We start from the raw sequence: 16,609 nt of genomic DNA, 5'->3' as shown, positions 1-16,609 counted from the left end.
AAGATGGGCCTCCTACCAGAAGTGACTGCGTGGCGCCGCGAAGGTTTACTCGATTCGCCCTGCGGGTGGGTCAGACCGCCTGGGTGAACAGCACCCGCTTGAACGCCTCGGCCGCCAGGTGCACCTGCACTGCCCAGTCCCCCGCCGCATCGCTGCCGGCATCATCGGAGATGTACTTCAGGCACACGAACGGAATGCCCTCTTCGCGGGCAATCAGCGCGAACACGTAGGCCTCCATGTCGACCACATCGTAAGGGGCGTCGCCATGGTTGATTTCGAAGCTGTCCCCGCTGCCGCAGGTTTCCACCGGCAAGCCGGGGATTACCTGGCCATGCTCCAGCAGTACCGGGATGTTCGACAGCGGCGTTTCATAGCGGGCGAAGCCCAGCGGGGTCACATCCATGTCGCGCTGCACGAAGCACGTGCAGCACACCACCTCGCCCTTGCCGTGGCGCTGGCTGCCGGCCGAGCCGAGGTTGACGATCAGCTTGGGGCGCTGCTGCTGGATGGCCCGGGTCAGGGCAATGGCGGCGTTGACCTTGCCGATGCCGGTGAACACGGTCTTCACCTCGGTGAAGACGTCGCCGGCCTCAGCCTCCAGGGCGAAGACGAACAACGTATCGGCGAGGGAAATGTCAGGGAATTGCTTGATCAGCATCATGGCGCGGGTGGTCCGAATGGCTTGCGATGGGCGCAGCCATTTTCGGTAATCGCCACCTGATTGCAACCCCCATCGCGGTCCGGATGGAGGGTGTTTGCAGTGCCAGGAAGGCCCGGCACTGCGTTGCCGTCACTTACGAGCGGCCGCCCTTGCGGCCCGACTCGCGGTCCTGGTGCAGATTGCCCCCCGAGGACTGGCCGCCCTTGCGCCCGGCATCGGACGCCTTTTGCCGGTCATTGGCGAAATTGCCTGGGTTCTTGTTACCACCCTGGCTGCCAGTGCGGCTGTTCTCTTTGTTGGCCATGGTCTCTAACCTCATGTGACTTCGGAATGCACGGCAATGCGCCGTACATAGGTTCGGAGTTCGGCCATTTCGGGGGATTCGGTTTATTGCGAGGGGTTCGGACCGGTGGCGTTAAATAATTGGCAGGGATGTATTTGGTGCGCCAATGGTAGGTGGGAGCTGACGAGGTAGGCCTCGTCAGCTATGGGCACGCTTGACCGGTCAACCCTCGTCGTCAGTGTCTTCTTCATCATCTGCCTGCGGGGAGGCCGGCGCCTGCGGAGCAGCCGTTTTTTCCAGCGCAGCCACAACGTTGTCTGCCCGGATCACTGCGCTTGATTGAGATACGTGGGCAAAACTGAAATTGCTCAGCAACAGGCAGCCGATCAGGCACAGCATTCTTTGAATGGTCATTTCCATACTCTCCATGATCTGAAAGACATGGCCGAGCGCAAGCGCGACCGGCTCGCTGATTAGTACCCATCAAGGCAGCAGCCACAACTGGCAAAAATATCAGGTGCGGGCGACGGGGCCAGGCTCCGTTGCCCTGCGCGGATGTCGCCTGCCGAGCCATAGGCCCGTCGCACTCCATTGGCAGGTGATCCTGTATCTGGATGTTTGTAATCAGGCCTGCAGTAGCGCGCGCAGGTCCAGACCCGCCTCGGCCATCGGTGGACACCAGTAGTAGCCGCCGGTCAGCGGCCGGCTGAAGCGGTACAGGCCGTCGATGATGCCGTCTTCCAGGCCGCTCATGCGCCGCAGCTGAACTTCGAAGGCATCGAAGCTGTGGCCCAGGGCGACGAACGCCAGGCCGGCGCCACGGCTGTCGGCCCAGGCGACCGAACGGCGCACCATGAAGGCTTCCGGCTCGAAGCTTTCCTGGGCGGTGCGTTTGACGTGGGCCGATTCCGGCGCGTCGTCGAGTTCTTCGTTATCGCTCAGACGGCGGCCGATGATGTTGTCCTGGTCAGCCTGGGGCAGCGACTTGAAGTACTTCAGGTCATGCTTCCACAGCTGGAAGGCGGCGAAGCTGGAACCGGCCAGGCCTGGCTGCTCGCCGGCAACAATGGCAGCGTCCACGGCATCCTGATCCACCGGGTTTTCGGTGCCGTCTTCGTAACCGGTCAGGTCGTGGCCACCGCGGTGCAGGAAGCCATCGACGCTATCAGCCAGGCGCAGTGCCGGGGCCAGCGCCTGTTCCAGTGCCTGGGCCTGGAGCAGCAGGTCGCCGCGTTCGTTGCCGCGCAGCCACAGCCACAGGGCGTGCTGGGTGCTCGGGTTTTCCACCGCGGCATCGAGTTGCGGGAAGGCGCGCAGGCCAGGGATGTCGCGGCCAAGGGCTTTTACCAACGGCGCACCGATACCGAGGATCAGACTCTGGCCATCCACCTGCGGCAGCAGTGCATCCAGAACGGCAGACAGCGCCTCGGGCGAATGCAAGGCGAAGAACAGGTGACGGGCGTGGGCCGGCACGGGGGTGGCAAGCAGACCTTGCTGGAACGGCATGACAGACTAATCCTCGGCAAAAGCGGAATGCTACTGCGCCGGGGCGTCTATCGCAACGCGGCAGGGAGACGCTGTGAGCCAAGGTCTGCCGGTTATCCGGTAACAAACGGTTACCAAGTACTGGCGCATTGCGATTAGCCAGCCCGCAAGGCCGGCCTAGACTGCCTGCATCCCTTGCCCGAGTGCCTGCCCATGACCGCCTCACCCTTGTTGACTGCGTTCCTCCCCCTGGCGCTGGGCATCATCATGCTCGGCCTCGGCTTGTCCCTGACGCTGGCCGACTTCGCCCGCGTGGTGAAATACCCGAAACCGGTGGTGGTTGGCCTGTGCTGCCAGATTCTGCTGTTGCCGCTGGTGTGCTTCCTGATCGCCAATGGCTTTGGCCTGGAATCGGCGCTGGCGGTCGGCCTGATGCTGCTGGCCGCGTCCCCGGGCGGCACCACGGCCAACCTGTTCAGCCACCTCGCCCATGGTGATGTGGCGCTGAACATCACCCTGACGGCGGTCAATTCGCTGATCGCGATCCTGACCATGCCGCTGCTGGTGAACCTGTCGCTGGCCTGGTTCATGACGTCGGACCAGGCAATTCCACTGCAATTCGCCAAGGTCATGCAGGTGTTCGCCATCGTCCTGCTGCCGGTGGCCCTGGGCATGCTGATCCGCCATTGGGCACCGCGATTTGCCGCACGCATGGAAAAACCGATGAAACTGGTGGCAGCGCTGTTCCTGGCATTCACCATCGTGCTGGCGTTGGCCAAGGACTGGCAGACCGTCGTCGAATATGCCCCGGTGGTGGGCCTGGCAGCCTTGCTGTTCAACCTGATCAGCCTGACGCTCGGCTACTGGGTACCGCGCCTGCTGAGCATTCCCAAGCGCCAGGCCATCGCCATCGGCATGGAAATCGGCATCCACAACGGGACCTTGGCCATCGCCCTGGCGCTGAGCCCATCGCTGCTGAACAACGCCACCATGGCCGTACCAGCCGCGCTGTACAGCCTGATCATGTTCTTCACCGCAGCAGGGTTTGGCTGGTGGGTCAGCCGCGGTCGCGTGGCACCCGCGCCTGCAGCTGGCGCTTGAGCACCTTCAGCGGCGGCGCATAGAAAAAGCCGAACGATACGCTGCCCGTGCGCCCCTTCACGGCGTGGTGCAACTGATGGGCACGGTGCAGGCGCTTGAGGTAGCGGTTGACCGGCCGCGGCTTGCGCGGCCAGTGCCGGTGAAAGAAGCCGTCGTGGGCCAGCACATACAGCACCCCATACCCGGCCACGCCAGCGCCTACCCACTGCAAGGGCGCATGGCCGGCCTTGCCCAGGGCGATCAGCGCCGTGGCGATCAGCCCCAGGGCCACCAGGTACAGGTCGTTGGTTTCCAGCATGCCCAGCTGCGGCTCGTGGTGTGAACGGTGCAGCCACCAGCCCCAGCCATGCATGATGTACTTGTGAGCCAGCGTGCCGACACCTTCCATGGCCACCAGGGTGCCGAGCAGCACGGCGAGATTGAACAGCATGTAACGGTCCGGGGTATGGCGGAGAATGGCGCAAGGGTACCGATTACCCAGGCTTATTTCCATGCAGGTGTGACCGGCTGTAGGGCTTTTCCTGATGAATCCCTTGTCATGTTTCTGCCCTTGACCCCGTGTGGACGGCGGCGTAAGGTCCGCGACGCAATTTCGCATCCTTGAACAGGAGTCCTGCTTTGGACAGTAGCCCCAGTCGCTTGCGACAGGCCCACACGGCGAGCTAGTCCGGCAGCTTCCTGCCACTGTCTCGCCATTGGCCAGGCGGTGGAATTCTCCAGCCTTTGAAGGCTTTCCCCCCCTCTTCCCTTTCGTGGTCCTGCGCATTTTCTGGTTATTCAACCGTGCGGGCGTGTGCCCGTGGAAGAGGTTTGCTATGGATTGGAAAGTCTTTCTGCTGCGCGTCGGCATTGCCCTGCTGCTCGGCGCCCTGATCGGTGCCGAGCGCCAACTGCGTCAGCGCCTGACAGGGCTGCGCACCAACGCACTGGTCAGCACCGGTGCCTGCCTTTTCGTGCTGATGACCCAGGCGGTACCTGGCATGGCACCCAACGATGCCTCGCGGGTGGCCGCTTACGTGGTGTCGGGTATCGGGTTTCTGGGTGGCGGGGTCATCATGCGCGACGGCTTCAATGTGCGTGGCCTGAACACCGCCGCCACGCTCTGGTGCACTGCGGCCGTTGGTGTATTGTGCAGCCTCGGGCTGCTGCTCGAGGCTGCGATCGGCAGCCTGATGGTGCTGTGTGCCAATATCCTGCTGCGCGATATCGCCCAGCGTCTCGACCGCCAGGAGGTGTTGCCAGCCAGCGAGGTCGAACAACGTTTCGAGGTGCGCATCGTCTGTCGCGCCGAAGATGAGATCCAGGTGCGCAGCCTGATGCTGCATAGCCTGGGCGACCCACAGTTGCGCCTGCAGTCGCTGCACAGCGAAGACCTGGCCAACCCGGCCCGCCTGGAAGTGCGTGCAGAGCTGCTCGGCAACCCGCAGGCGCCGGCGCAACTGGAGCGGCTGGTAGGCCGGGTGAGCCTGGAGAAAGGTGTCAGCTCGGTACGCTGGCAATTGCAGGCACAGGCACTGGCAGCGGACTAACGCTCTTCGCGCAGGTGCCGCTCCTTTTGCTCCTGGCGCTCCTTGGCTTCGATGCACAGCGTTGCCGTGGGGCGCAGCAGCAGGCGGCGCAGGCCAATCGGCTCACCGGTTTCCTGGCACCAGCCATATTCACCCCGGGCCAGGCGCTCCAGCGCCTGGTCGATCTTGTCCAGCAGCTTTTTTTCCCGCTCCAGCGAGCGCAGCCGCCACTGTCGTTCTTCCTCGGCGCTGCCGATGTCGGCCGGGTCGCTGTGCACTTCCTGCTCGCGCAGGGCCTGGAACTCGACATCGATACGGGCTTGCAGGTCGCTACGCTGACCAAGCAACAGCGTGCGGAAAAATTGCTGTTGAACCTCGTTCATGTAGGCTGCGGGCGCCTGGCGCAGCAGTTCTTCTTCAGTCATCAAGGCAGTCTCGCGTAGCTGGGGAAGCGAGAATGTTACGTTATAACCCGCTCATTGCAAGCCCTGCTCAAGTCACCGCAGACTATTGCCAGCTCATCGAGGAACATCCAATGCCCATACGCCCCGCCTTGCTTCCAGACATCGCCCAGCTGATCGCAGTCGAGCAATCAGCCGCACAAGCGTTCTTGCAGCTGCCGGAACTGGCCTGGCTGGCAACGGCCGAGGGGCTGGACGCAAGGGCGCACAAGGCCTTCATTGACGATCAGGGCAGCTGGTTGGCCGAGGATGATCAGGGTCAAGCCCTGGGCTTTATATGCCTGAGCCTGGAAGGCCAGGCACTGCATGTGCACGAGCTTTCGGTATGGTTGCAGTCGCAGGGGCAAGGTATCGGCAGGCAGTTGCTGGACCAGGCATGTGCCGTGGCGCGGCATCGGGGTGCTGTGGAGTTGACCTTGACCACCTTTGCGCAGGTGGCCTGGAATGCGCCCTTCTATGTGAGGTACGGGTTTGAGGTGCTCGATGAACAGCACCTCGGGGCCAGGTTGCAGGGCATCCTGGCAACAGAGCGCGCCCATGGGTTGTCAGGGCGCTGCGCGATGCGCATGCCGCTGCACGGTTAACACTGCCTAAGGCTGAAGGCTGCCAATGCAGGCAGGCACTAACCCGGCTGTTTCTGAGCCAGGCAGGCAGCGAGCGCTTCACCGCGCTTGCGCAGTTCATCCTGTAGATACTGCAACTGCCTGCCCTGCTCCGTGCTGATAGCGCGGTTGTCTTCCAGGCTTTGGGTTTGTACCTGCAGTTGCCGGCGCATTTCATCACTGGCGCCTTGCGCTTGCGCGAGGATTGTCCGCAAGCCCTGGATCTGCGCGTCGCGCTGCTCGAGCAGTTCGTCCTTGACCTTGCATTCGCTGTTGGCCTGGCGGTGTTCGCCGAGCATCCGTTCGTTGTCGCGGTGCAGGCGGGTCAGTTCGTCCTGCTTGACGATCATGCCTTGCTGCAACTGGCGCAGCTCCACTTGCAACTGCTGGGTCTGCGCTTCGTGGCGGCGCTGTTCCTGCTCGCGTTGCTCGCGGCTGGCGCTGCGGTAATGCTCCAGCGCTTCACGGGCATGGCGGTGCTTGTCCTCCAGCGAGCGTACTTGCTCTTCCTTGTCGGTCAGGCGCACCTGCAGTTCGCCAAGCGACTGATTGAGGCTGGCGCTGCGCAACTGTTCGGCCTGAAGCGAGTTCTGTGCAGTCACCAGACGCTCCGACTCGGCAGCCAGCGCAGCAGCCTGGATCTGCTGTTGCTGGTGCGCGGCGGCTAGCGCCTGCTGCGCCAACTGCAACTTCGCCTCCAGCTGCTCGCACTGTTCGTTGAACGCGGCTTCGGCCTGCTCGACGCGGGCGTCACCTTCTTCCTGCACCTGGGCGGCCAATTGCGATACCAGCCGGGTCAGTGAATCGCTCAGCGCAGCCTGCCCCTGCAGTGCTACAGGCTTGGGTCCTTCAAGTTCTTTCAGGTAGCGATGGATGGTGGTCTTCGATCCTGTATTACCCAACTCGATACGTACCGCATCGATGCTGGGGTACTCGCCCCGGGCGATCAGCACCTGCCGCGCCTGCTGCACTACCGCCTTGTTGATACCGCCCCGGGCCATGTCTGCTCCTACGATTTCATAACATGATACGTACCATGTATTTACGTGGGGATTTTGTTCCTTGCCAGGTAATATTTCAAGTTAAATCTAAGGATTAATAATCACGGCTTATCGCATGTTACAGATGAATAGCTGCGCTATTCGATCGCTGATCAGCGCTAGGAACCAACGCTGTAACGATCCCCTTCGCACAGCAAACGCTGCATGACTCCCAATAGCCTCAACTAAACTCCACTCAGGGCGAAGCTTTGATCGACCAGGTGGCTTGACGTAACCACCTCGATCCTCTGCAGTCGGCGCGCCGAGGATGACTGCCGGGCTGCTTCCTCGCAGCTGCAGCAGGCCTGATCACTGACGCGCAGAGGTTGAGCAATTGAGTGACATGCCACGACTGCCACGCATTCTGCTGCTTGCACTTACCATCACCGCGTTGCCGGTGAGCGCAGGCATGGACGAGGCAGCAAAAGCGTTCGATGAAGGCAATTTTGACGCTGCCTTGGAGCAATACCTCCCACTTGCGCAGCAAGGTGACGTCGAGGCCCAGGCCCAGGCTGGATACATCCTGATTACGGGTAAAACGGGGGTAGTCGACACCGAGCAAGCAATGCAGTGGCTGACTAAAGCGCAGATGCAGGGAAACACCCGATCAGCGTATATCCTCGGCCTGGCCTATCTGCATCGACTAAAGGGTGAGAAGAACGCCAAAGAGGTGAAGCTCGACGCCGCACGCGCCGTAGAGCTTCTTTCCAAGGCGTCAGAGGATCCAGATCTGCGAACCTTGGCAGCGAAAGAACTGCAGGCGGTCTATGCAAAAGGCAGCGGTGATGTACCTGCCGATTTCGAAAATGCGGTGTACTGGTGGGAGATGGAGAAAAACCTGATTGCCACCCAAGCAGCAGCAAATCGTGGTGACGCCAAAGCAGCAGAGAAACTCGGACTTGCGTTCGTGGACTTCGACCCCGCTTACCCGAGCATGTTTAAAGACTCACCACTACTGAAATTTAAAAATGAAAAGATCGAGAAGTGGCTGTCCGAGGGATTGAAGAATAATGCAGCCTCCAGCAAAGCTCGCGAGGTCTACGGCTGCTTATACATCGACAATACAGGCATACCGGAAAATCCAAACAAGGCAAGAAAATGGGTAGAGTCTGCCCACAACCTTGAAACCCTTCTATCCAAGGCGTCGTCAGGCGATACCGATGCCATGCTCTACATTGGGGATATTTATTACGAAACGTGCCTGAAAAATAAATTCCATGATGAAGCCTTCCCATGGTACGAAAAGGCTGCTGATGCTGGGAATATTAAGAGAACATGGCGCCTGGTCGAGCACAGCGAGGACATGGCTGCAAAACAGCACTGGGCAGAGATCGCAGCAGCCCTCAAAAGCCCCGACGGCACGCCGAACAATCAAAAATATGGCGGCACAGTCCTGTTTGATAACATCGACCACGGCTCGGACATCCCATGGGGCTTCCGGCACGCACCAGGCACCAGATATTTGAGTTTGGGAGTCGTTCAGGTACATGCAAAACCCGATGCAGACTCACCCATTCTGCATGACATCGGCAGCCTACGCTTGGTTTACGCTTCTGAAGCAGAGGAAAAGGGGTGGCTCGGCGTGATCGCGGTCAGCCGACGGCGCTACCCTGATGAATTTAGTTACTACAAGATAATTGACAGCGACGCTGTCGAAGACTTCCTCGACAACAAGAGAACCTATCGTCCGAATCGACAGTATTTGTACAGCATTGTCGGTTTCGTAAAAAAATCTGCATTGGCTTCTCTCGACGAAAGCCCTGCCCTGCCTTTACCTGCCGAAGGGCTCATCCCCGTCCCTTCAACCTGGAAGGACATAGCGATACAGGAGGATCGCCAATTCATCACGAAACTGGACATCCAACCTTATGACGCCCTGGTGCATATAAAAATTGGAGACAATACGTGCAGTGGCGCATTTGTCCTCAGTTCAAGCCTTGTTGCAACAGCTGGGCACTGCTTCAAAAGCGACCATGATGCAATTAGCGTGATCATTGAGCGATCCGCCACGACCAAGGAAGTCATACCCGCCACCATCATCAAGCGAACCAAAAAGGGGAATGATGACTGGGCGATCATCCACCTGGAGCACCCCCCAAAACTGCCAGTCACTCCACTGGAGTTTGCGGACGACCTTGAGCTCTCAAATTACAGCCACCTTGCTATCGCAAGCATTGGTTATCCAGGTGACTTGGAAAAAGTCTCGATGAAGCGCGTAGGTTTCGCCGCGCCCTCCATAAAGACTTGCGCTTTGGAACTCGGCAGTCACGAATACTCGGCGGAACAACAAAATATTGTCTTCTCGCACGCTTGCCACACGTGGTTTGGCGACTCAGGCGGGCCGCTACTGGTTTGGAATCCCGAAAAGAACCGGTTCGAGGTTATGGGGATAAACGACTCCATTGAAACGGGATACCAAGGCAGTTCACAAAAGCTACTATTTCAAAGCCAAAGATTCAAGGCGCTGATGTATGAAAAATACAAGGATACAATGGCCCCTCTTCTGAAAGAAAACGAATCTTTTTTAACATCGCAAAAGTACTTCAAGAATGAAAGGGTATCCAACCCAGGCGTCTCCACAGTTGCGCGAGCATTCAGGGAGCAGGTTGAAAGCTTATACAGCGACACGGGCTCATTAAGCCTGGAAATGATAAAGACCGCCCGCAGCGCCGCAGGGCGCTCTCCAGAAAAAAGCCCGTACGCGGACACTCCAAGTAAATTAGGCTTTTGGAAGAAGGACTTCGACGAAACATACGATTTCATCAGGAGCGTGGAGCAGGCTCGCGAGTCCTGCATTACAGAATGCGACAAAGCCATTCTTCAGGAGAGCAGTTGGACGTTGAGTTACCTCCAGAAAATTGACCTCAAGTCGCTCGCTAAACGTGACGACACAATGGTCATGCCCAAGCTTAATGCTATTGTTGTGGGCGGCGACTTGTTCGAGGTGGATGAGCGCAACCGTGTAATCAATGTTTCTCGGAAGTTCATGAACCTGACCGAAAGCGGAAAGGCATTTAACGACTTTTTCCGTTACACCTATTCAGCAGACCTGGACGCGCTGCAGGATTCGGACTTCCCGGAGTCTGACGCCGTACCAACCTCCTCCCTGCATGCCGGCCCCAACTACGGTGGCGACACTCCTGCGTCCATCCCTGGCGGGAATGTCATTGGAACAAAAGAGCTGTCAGGCAAACTCAATGGGCCCAACCCACCTGTTGTGATCTCCTCGATTCGCACGCAAACCGGCATCCCAACTGCCATAGACCTGAGCTATTCGGCTGAAGGAGGTGATTTCAGCGATGCAGTCCAGCAACGATTCAGCACAGACTTGAGCAGGCTCACGCACGGCAACAAGGCTGCAGAGCTCGTTTTCTATTGCCACAACAGCAGTTGCTGGATGAGCTACAACAGCGCGCTCAGGGCCATCCAGCTCGGATATCACAATGTGTTCTGGTACCGAGGTGGCATCAAGTCATGGATCATCTCAAGCGCCCCACTCGACTGGTTGGCGGCTCCCGCACAATAGCCCAGGCCCATAAGCAGACTCGATATCCCATCAAGCATTTCCCAGAGGCGCCCGCTGCCGGGCGCGCCTTACAGTCAGCTGCCGCCGAAACCCGGCCAGATGGTTCTCCTTCAGGACTATTCACCACTACAAGAACAAAAGGTGATCCCCATGCTCAAGCCCACTGTCGACTCCAGCGTCGACCTCAAGGCACTGAATCAGTTGACCTGCTGCGCCACCTGCAACAGCCCGCGCGGCAGCCTGCAGTCCTTGAACGGTTGTTGGGTGATGGGGTCAAACGCTTTTTCGGCATTCAACCGATAGCGCATCACTCCATCGCCGGCACGGAAGCTCAAGTCCACGCTGCTCTCGGTACGCCCATTGAGCGCTCCGCGGCTATCTGCAGGAGGGAGATACTGGCTGGCAAATTGAATGACAGGCCACACAACGCGCCAGCCAGGAGAGCGGCAAGTCAGGATTTTTCTCCCTGGCTGATAAAAGCTTGGGCTGCCTGCAGCAGCCCAATCACTCAAAACATTGACCAAAATCGCTAGACTTCGCCTTTATCCCCTGACAAAGTAGGGAAAGTCTCACGGACGAGAGCCCATAATCATGCAAGGCGATTCCATGGCAATCGATCCCGTTCTGATCCGCATCCTCCGTGCTTTCACATCATTCAACCAACGCCTGTTCCTGCGTCGCCTGAACAAGGAAGAGGCCAACCTCATCGACCACTACCGCACCCTGCCCGAACGCGATCGAATCGCCGTGCGGTACATGTGCACGGCGATTCACAAAACCTCAATGAAGCAGCCTGACTGAAGCCAGCCGGCACTCAGTCAACGCCATCCAGCCCCATCTGCCAGAAATCAGCCTCCAGCCGCGAAGCCTGGCCAAAGATCTGTGCCAGCTCCACAAACCGCTGCTCGGTCATGCTCCGCGCCGCCAGTTCATCCAGGTGCTTGCGCGCCGCCGCTGCCACGCCCTGGTAGCCCTCGCCGGCATACTCGCCAATCCATTCCCGGTAAGGGTGGTCGCTCAGGTCACCAATGCGCTCCGCCAGCGTGCGGCCGATCTCGGCGTAGCCGATCACGCACGGCGCCAACGCCACATGCAGTTCGAGCAGGTCACCGGCCGCGCCGCAGTCGAGCACGTAACGGGTGTACGCCACGGTCGCCTGGTGCTCGGGGGCTGCCTGAATATCGGCTTGCGACAACCCCCAACGTGCGCACAGGCGCAGGTGCAGCTCGGTCTCGTCGAGAATGGCTGCCAGGCCGGCCTGGGCGGCGCGGATGTCCGCCGGCAGGCGGCTCTTGTAGGCCGCCAGGGCCCAGGCGCGGGCGAACTGGATGAGGAACAGGTAATCCTGGATCAGGTAGGTGCGGAAGGCTTCTTCCGACAACGTGCCCTCGCCCATCTGCCGCACGAAGTCGTGATCGACATAGCTGTTCCATTGGCCAGCAGTGGCGGCCTTCAAACGCTCGAAAATATCCATGCTCACGCCTCCTCGGTGTAGATGGCGTCGAAGAAGGCAAGCTCCAGTTCAACAGTCCGTGCGTAGAAATCTCTGGCCAATGCGGCCTCCTCGGGGCCGACACGGTCCAGTTCGGACTTCAGGAACGCAACGAAATCGCAGAACGCCGGGTTGTCGTGCAGGGTGATCCATTCGGCGTAGACGAAGTTGGCCGGCAACGGCTTCGGTGCCTTGAGGGCCCAGTCCAGGTACAGGCCTTCGGCAACGTTCAGCACGGCCAGCGCGGCGGCGTAGGAACGGGTGGCCGCGGCCTCGCGCATGATGGCCTTGAAGCCGGCGGTAGGTGCTGTGTCTGCGGGCTCGGTGCGTTGCGCCGGGCTGACGTCCAGTGCCTCGAAGGCTCGCAGGAAATAGGTGTTCTCGTCGCTGGAGATCATCCCCGCGAAGCGGCCGAAGCGCAGGCGGGCCTCATAGGTGTCGGCGGTGGCGATAGCGGCGCCGAGCAAGGTCAGGAAGCTGTCGAGAAAGCGGTGGTCCTGGACCAGGTAGCGGACCATGATCGGGTCGGCGACGCTGCCTGCGCAGAGTTCGGTGACGAAGCGGTGGCCGACGGCGGCCGACCAGGTCGGTTGATTCTGGCGTTGCAGGGTTTCGCTGAAGCGTTCGGTCATGGTGTGGCCTCACAGTGAGGCCGGCAAAAGGCAGGTCGGCAGTCCCATCCCTTCGCCGGCATTATCCGGATCAGGTTCGAAGGGTCACCGCGCTACAGCTGTCAGCGGTTTCTCAGCCCGTTGCCGGGCTCCCCTTGGTGGGCAACAGGTATACAGCGCCCATCACCAATTGTCACCCACTCCATCACCGGAGTTGGGCCCCAACCCTGCCCAGTTTCGGGGGCCTACACCCGGTCTTTGACACCCTGTTATTTAGCGCGCCTCAGGCGCCGCAAGGAGTTGTTTAACAAAGTATTACCGAAACATCTGTTGGCACAGCCGTTGCTCAGGCCATTAAAACCCGGCAATACGCCATTGATGGCCCATAGCCATTTAGCCGCGAGCGAGGCACCAGGCAATGAAAACACCTGCCGTGATCAACCCCAACAGCCACGCCTTCAAACTGTCTGCCGTGACCGCGCTGATGCTCAGCTTCGGGCTGATCTCAGCCATGGCCTCTTCGCTGGATGATGTCAGCCAGCCGCCGCCGACGGACCCCTCGCATTTCGATGACCAGCCAGCAGACCCCAGCCCGGCGCTGCTCAACCTGTTCAACCTGCCCGAAGCCAACGAAGGTTCGCTGGAACTGCAAAACGGGGTATACGGCACTCGCGCGACCAACCGCGTCGACAACGTGCTGCCGCCCGCTCTGCAGACTTCACGCAATTACCCTACCAACGGCAAGCCGAGCCCGTTGTTCGGGGCGCAGCCGTTCACCCAGCAGTTGCTGCTGTTCGAGGAATTCGGCCCGGAGAAACTCGACCCCAACCTGCCGCCCCCTTCGCTGACCTTCCCGGTCCCCACACTGGGCCCAGAACCTGCTCAAGACCCCAATGTGGTCGCCCGCAGCAGCCCCAACGGCAATGCCCTGGAAGCCTTCCTCAAGCAACCGGGGCTGTACCCGTTCCCGTCCCAGTACGCCAACACCCTCGACCGCAACCCGTGGAAGGCGCAGATCGAGCTGTTCCTCAACCGCAACTCGGTTGGCTCGCCTGCTGAAGGCCGGCCACCAGGAAAAGGCTGGTCGCACCAGCGCTGGAACGAGTTCTACCCCCAGGCGGCGTTCAAGACTGCGCAGGCAGGTGCGCGCATTAACCAGGGGCTGCGTGACCGCAAACAGCTGCACAACTATGCTGTCGGCGAGTTCGCGCCAGGCGGGCTGTATTACCAGACCTCGGACATCCCGACCACCCTCGGCACCACCAAGGGTATCGACACCCGCTTCCACCCGAACTTCCCGCTGCAGAACCACAAGTCGCTATGGACCTTCGACGGCACCTTCCCGCCGAAACTGCTGATGGTTCGCTATGGCCAGCCGGTGCTGATGCGCCACTACAACGCGCTGCCAATCGACCCGGCGGCCAACGCCGGCTTCGGCTTGCACACCATTTCAACCCACGAGCACAACGGTCACTCGCCGGCCGAGAGCGATGGCTTCGCCAACGCCTACTTCTTCCCTGGCCAGTACTATGACTACCGCTGGCCGATCCAGCTGGCCGGCTACGACACCATCAACACCCGTGCCGAAGACCCGCGCGCCGCCTTCCCCTGCTCGCCGGGTGAAACCCTGTTCGTCAACGACGCCAACCCGGGGCTGAAGACCTGCGAGAACGGCAGCATCAAGATTCGTGGCGACTGGCACGAAACCATGAGTACCCACTGGTTCCACGACCACATGATGGATTTCACGGCGCAGAACGTCTACAAGGGCAACGCCGTGATGATGAACTACTACAGCGCCATCGACCGCGGCAACGAAGCGCTGCAGGACGGTGTCAACCTGCGCTTCCCCAGCGGCTCGGCCATGCCGTGGGGCAACCGCGACTACGACGTGAACCTGGTGATCGCCGACAAGGCCTGGGATCAGAACGGCCAGCTGTGGTTCAACCCGTTCAACACCGACGGCTTCCTCGGCGACCAGGTGCTGGTCAACTGGCAGTACCAACCCAAGCTCAAGGTCCGCGCCCGCAGCTACCGCTTCCGTATCCTCAACGGCTCGGTGTCGCGCTACTTCAAGTTTGCCGTGGTGCGTGAAATCGCCGGCAACGGTGGTGAGTTCAAGGGCCCTTCCGGCTCCAACGTGTCGTACGCCCGGGTGCCGTTCCACATGATTGGCAACGACGGCAACATCATGGAACACGCCGTGCCGTTCGACGGCACCATGGACCTCAACGGCGACGGCAAGACCGACGACAACAACGCCATCCTGCCGCTGCAAGGCATCGCCGAGCGTTACGACATCATCATCAACTTCGCCAAGAACGGCATCAAGGTCGGCGACAAGCTGTACATCGTCAACATCATGGAGCACGAAACCGGCAAGGGCCCGAAACAGCCCATCTCGCTGGCCGATGTGCTGTCCGAGAAGTACAAGGCGGTGATCAAGCAGACCAGCAACGGGCCTGAATGGGACAAGGGTGACCCGGTAGTCGGCAAGGTCATGCAACTGGTCGTGCAGCCCTACAGCGGCCAGGATGTCAGCATGGACCCGAGCGCCTACGAACCGGCCAAGCCGGGCAAGGCCGAAGGCCTGAAGATGATCCCGCTGACCATCGACCGCACCGCTGCCGCCGACCAGACCAAGATCAAGGCCGCCCGCCACCGTGAGTTCATCTTCGGCCGCTCCGACGGCACCGATACCACCCCCTGGACCATCAAGACCGACGGCGGTTTCGGCTACAGCATGGACCCACGGCGCATCTCTGCCGCGCCACAGCTGGCCAGCGAAGCGACCCAAGGCGGCTTCAGCGGCGACGGCACCCTGGAAGTGTGGAAGATCAAGAACGGCGGCAGCGGCTGGAGCCACCCGGTGCATGTGCACTTCGAGGAAGGCGTGATCCTCAGCCGTGACGGCAAGGCGCCGCCAGAGTGGGAAAAATGGGCACGCAAGGACGTCTACCGCATCGGCCCGGACGCCGACTCTTCGGGTGAAGTGGAAATGGCCATTCGCTTCCGCGAGTTCGCCGGCACCTACATGGAGCACTGCCACAACACCCAGCATGAAGACTCGTCGATGCTGCTGCGCTGGGACATCGAGCACCCGGGGCAATTCCAGGTGATGCCGACACCGCTGCCGGGTTGGGATGGCGTGCAATACATGGCTTCGGTGGGCCTGCCAACCTTCCGTACTGCCAGCAACAACACCGACACTGCCAACAAGCCACCGGTGGCCGTGAACGACAGCGCCGCGACCACGGCCGGCAAGCCGATCGTGATCAACGTGCTGGCCAACGACACCGACCCCGAAGGCAATCTGCCGCTGACCGTCAAGGACCTCAACCAGCCTGATTCCGGCAAGGGTACGGTCAGCACCGATGGCACCACCGTGACCTACACCCCACCGGCCACGGTCGACACCCCGTTCACCGCCAGCTTTGCCTACACCGCGCGTGACGCCAAGGGTGCCGATTCGCTGACACCGGCCACGGTCAGTGTGGCGGTGAGCCCGGCAGTCGTGGCGGACCAGATCCAGGTCAGCAGCGCCGTGGTGCAGGTACGCAGCAACAACCGCTACACCTGGGACATCTCCGGCACCACCTCGGTGGCCACCGGCAACAGCATCAGCGTGACCGCAGCCACCACCAGCGGCCCGCTGAACCTGGGTACGGCGACGCTGACGACGGCCTCCAGCGGGGCGCGCTGGCGGCTGTCGGTGACCACCACCGGTGGCAGCCTGGCGACACCGGCGACGATCACCGTGAAGTCGGCACTGGGGCAGAGCGTCACGGCGCCCATCAGCGTCAAGTAATACGCGTTGCACAGGGGCCGCTCTGCGGCCC

The 16,609-nt window shown here is 60.7% G+C and carries 16 protein-coding genes and 1 riboswitch; of the genes, 6 read left to right on the top strand and 10 right to left on the bottom strand.

Going from position 1 to position 16,609, the window contains the following annotated elements:
- Positions 1 to 70: 70 nt before the first annotated feature.
- From J7573_RS07015 to J7573_RS07000, 4 genes are all read right to left on the bottom strand, one after another.
- Entirely contained in the window at positions 71 to 661 is a 591-nt protein-coding gene (locus J7573_RS07015; RefSeq protein ID WP_294331399.1) for a nucleosidase, read from the bottom strand.
- A 133-nt stretch (positions 662 to 794) separates the two neighbouring features.
- Positions 795 to 965: a KGG domain-containing protein gene (locus J7573_RS07010; RefSeq protein WP_294331396.1), complete on the bottom strand. Its 171-nt coding sequence runs from the start codon at positions 963 to 965 to the stop codon at positions 795 to 797.
- Between the two features lie 201 nt (positions 966 to 1,166).
- Positions 1,167 to 1,358, bottom strand: a complete 192-nt coding sequence (locus J7573_RS07005; RefSeq protein WP_294331394.1) for a hypothetical protein — start codon at positions 1,356 to 1,358, stop codon at positions 1,167 to 1,169.
- 210 nt (positions 1,359 to 1,568) lie between these two features.
- On the bottom strand, positions 1,569 to 2,450 hold the full coding sequence (locus tag J7573_RS07000; protein ID WP_294331392.1) for a Dyp-type peroxidase: 882 nt from the start codon (positions 2,448 to 2,450) through the stop codon (positions 1,569 to 1,571).
- A 192-nt stretch (positions 2,451 to 2,642) separates the two neighbouring features.
- Here J7573_RS07000 and J7573_RS06995 point away from each other — a divergent pair, with 192 nt between their 5' ends.
- Positions 2,643 to 3,530: a bile acid:sodium symporter family protein gene (locus tag J7573_RS06995; RefSeq protein ID WP_159410454.1), complete on the top strand. Its 888-nt coding sequence runs from the start codon at positions 2,643 to 2,645 to the stop codon at positions 3,528 to 3,530.
- Here J7573_RS06995 and J7573_RS06990 read toward each other — a convergent pair.
- Positions 3,487 to 3,960, bottom strand: coding sequence for a sterol desaturase family protein (locus J7573_RS06990; RefSeq protein WP_103447428.1), 474 nt, complete (start codon positions 3,958 to 3,960; stop codon positions 3,487 to 3,489). The genes J7573_RS06995 and J7573_RS06990 overlap by 44 nt on opposite strands.
- 385 nt (positions 3,961 to 4,345) lie before the next feature.
- Here J7573_RS06990 and J7573_RS06985 point away from each other — a divergent pair, with 385 nt between their 5' ends.
- Entirely contained in the window at positions 4,346 to 5,059 is a 714-nt protein-coding gene (locus J7573_RS06985; protein ID WP_294331376.1) for an MgtC/SapB family protein, read from the top strand.
- Here the strand turns inward: J7573_RS06985 and dksA are convergent.
- Positions 5,056 to 5,463: an RNA polymerase-binding protein DksA gene (dksA, locus tag J7573_RS06980; RefSeq protein WP_294331372.1), complete on the bottom strand. Its 408-nt coding sequence runs from the start codon at positions 5,461 to 5,463 to the stop codon at positions 5,056 to 5,058. The genes J7573_RS06985 and dksA overlap by 4 nt on opposite strands.
- Before the next feature lie 110 nt (positions 5,464 to 5,573).
- On the opposite strand from dksA, the gene J7573_RS06975 reads away from it, so the two are divergent.
- Complete coding sequence (locus tag J7573_RS06975) at positions 5,574 to 6,083, top strand: GNAT family N-acetyltransferase (protein ID WP_294331369.1); 510 nt, start codon at positions 5,574 to 5,576, stop codon at positions 6,081 to 6,083.
- A 38-nt stretch (positions 6,084 to 6,121) separates the two neighbouring features.
- Here J7573_RS06975 and J7573_RS06970 read toward each other — a convergent pair whose 3' ends face one another.
- Positions 6,122 to 7,102 (bottom strand): DNA-binding protein, encoded by a 981-nt coding sequence (locus J7573_RS06970; RefSeq protein ID WP_294331367.1) that lies wholly within the window; start codon positions 7,100 to 7,102, stop codon positions 6,122 to 6,124.
- 382 nt (positions 7,103 to 7,484) lie between these two features.
- Here J7573_RS06970 and J7573_RS06965 point away from each other — a divergent pair, with 382 nt between their 5' ends.
- On the top strand, positions 7,485 to 10,667 hold the full coding sequence (locus J7573_RS06965; RefSeq protein WP_294331363.1) for a trypsin-like serine protease: 3,183 nt from the start codon (positions 7,485 to 7,487) through the stop codon (positions 10,665 to 10,667).
- A gap of 197 nt (positions 10,668 to 10,864) precedes the next feature.
- Here J7573_RS06965 and J7573_RS06960 read toward each other — a convergent pair whose 3' ends face one another.
- Positions 10,865 to 11,008: a hypothetical protein gene (locus J7573_RS06960; RefSeq protein WP_294331360.1), complete on the bottom strand. Its 144-nt coding sequence runs from the start codon at positions 11,006 to 11,008 to the stop codon at positions 10,865 to 10,867.
- A 265-nt stretch (positions 11,009 to 11,273) separates the two neighbouring features.
- Between J7573_RS06960 and J7573_RS06955 the strand changes: the two genes are divergently transcribed.
- Positions 11,274 to 11,468, top strand: a complete 195-nt coding sequence (locus J7573_RS06955; protein ID WP_294331355.1) for a hypothetical protein — start codon at positions 11,274 to 11,276, stop codon at positions 11,466 to 11,468.
- Between the two features lie 13 nt (positions 11,469 to 11,481).
- Here J7573_RS06955 and tenA read toward each other — a convergent pair whose 3' ends face one another.
- Together tenA and J7573_RS06945 are read right to left on the bottom strand one after the other, a co-directional pair.
- Positions 11,482 to 12,141, bottom strand: a complete 660-nt coding sequence (gene tenA, locus J7573_RS06950) for a thiaminase II (protein ID WP_110637991.1) — start codon at positions 12,139 to 12,141, stop codon at positions 11,482 to 11,484.
- A gap of 2 nt (positions 12,142 to 12,143) precedes the next feature.
- A complete protein-coding gene (locus tag J7573_RS06945) occupies positions 12,144 to 12,791 on the bottom strand; it encodes a TenA family protein (RefSeq protein ID WP_294331349.1) in 648 nt (215 codons plus the stop codon).
- Between the two features lie 30 nt (positions 12,792 to 12,821).
- Positions 12,822 to 12,936: riboswitch (TPP riboswitch) on the bottom strand.
- A 252-nt stretch (positions 12,937 to 13,188) separates the two neighbouring features.
- Here J7573_RS06945 and J7573_RS06940 point away from each other — a divergent pair.
- A complete protein-coding gene (locus J7573_RS06940; protein ID WP_294331347.1) occupies positions 13,189 to 16,578 on the top strand; it encodes a multicopper oxidase domain-containing protein in 3,390 nt (1,129 codons plus the stop codon).
- Positions 16,579 to 16,609: the final 31 nt, after the last annotated feature.

The sequence above is a fragment of the Pseudomonas sp. genome (assembly GCF_017744435.1).
GTDB lineage: Bacteria > Pseudomonadota > Gammaproteobacteria > Pseudomonadales > Pseudomonadaceae > Aquipseudomonas.
This window is presented reverse-complemented; position numbering and strand designations above follow the sequence as displayed.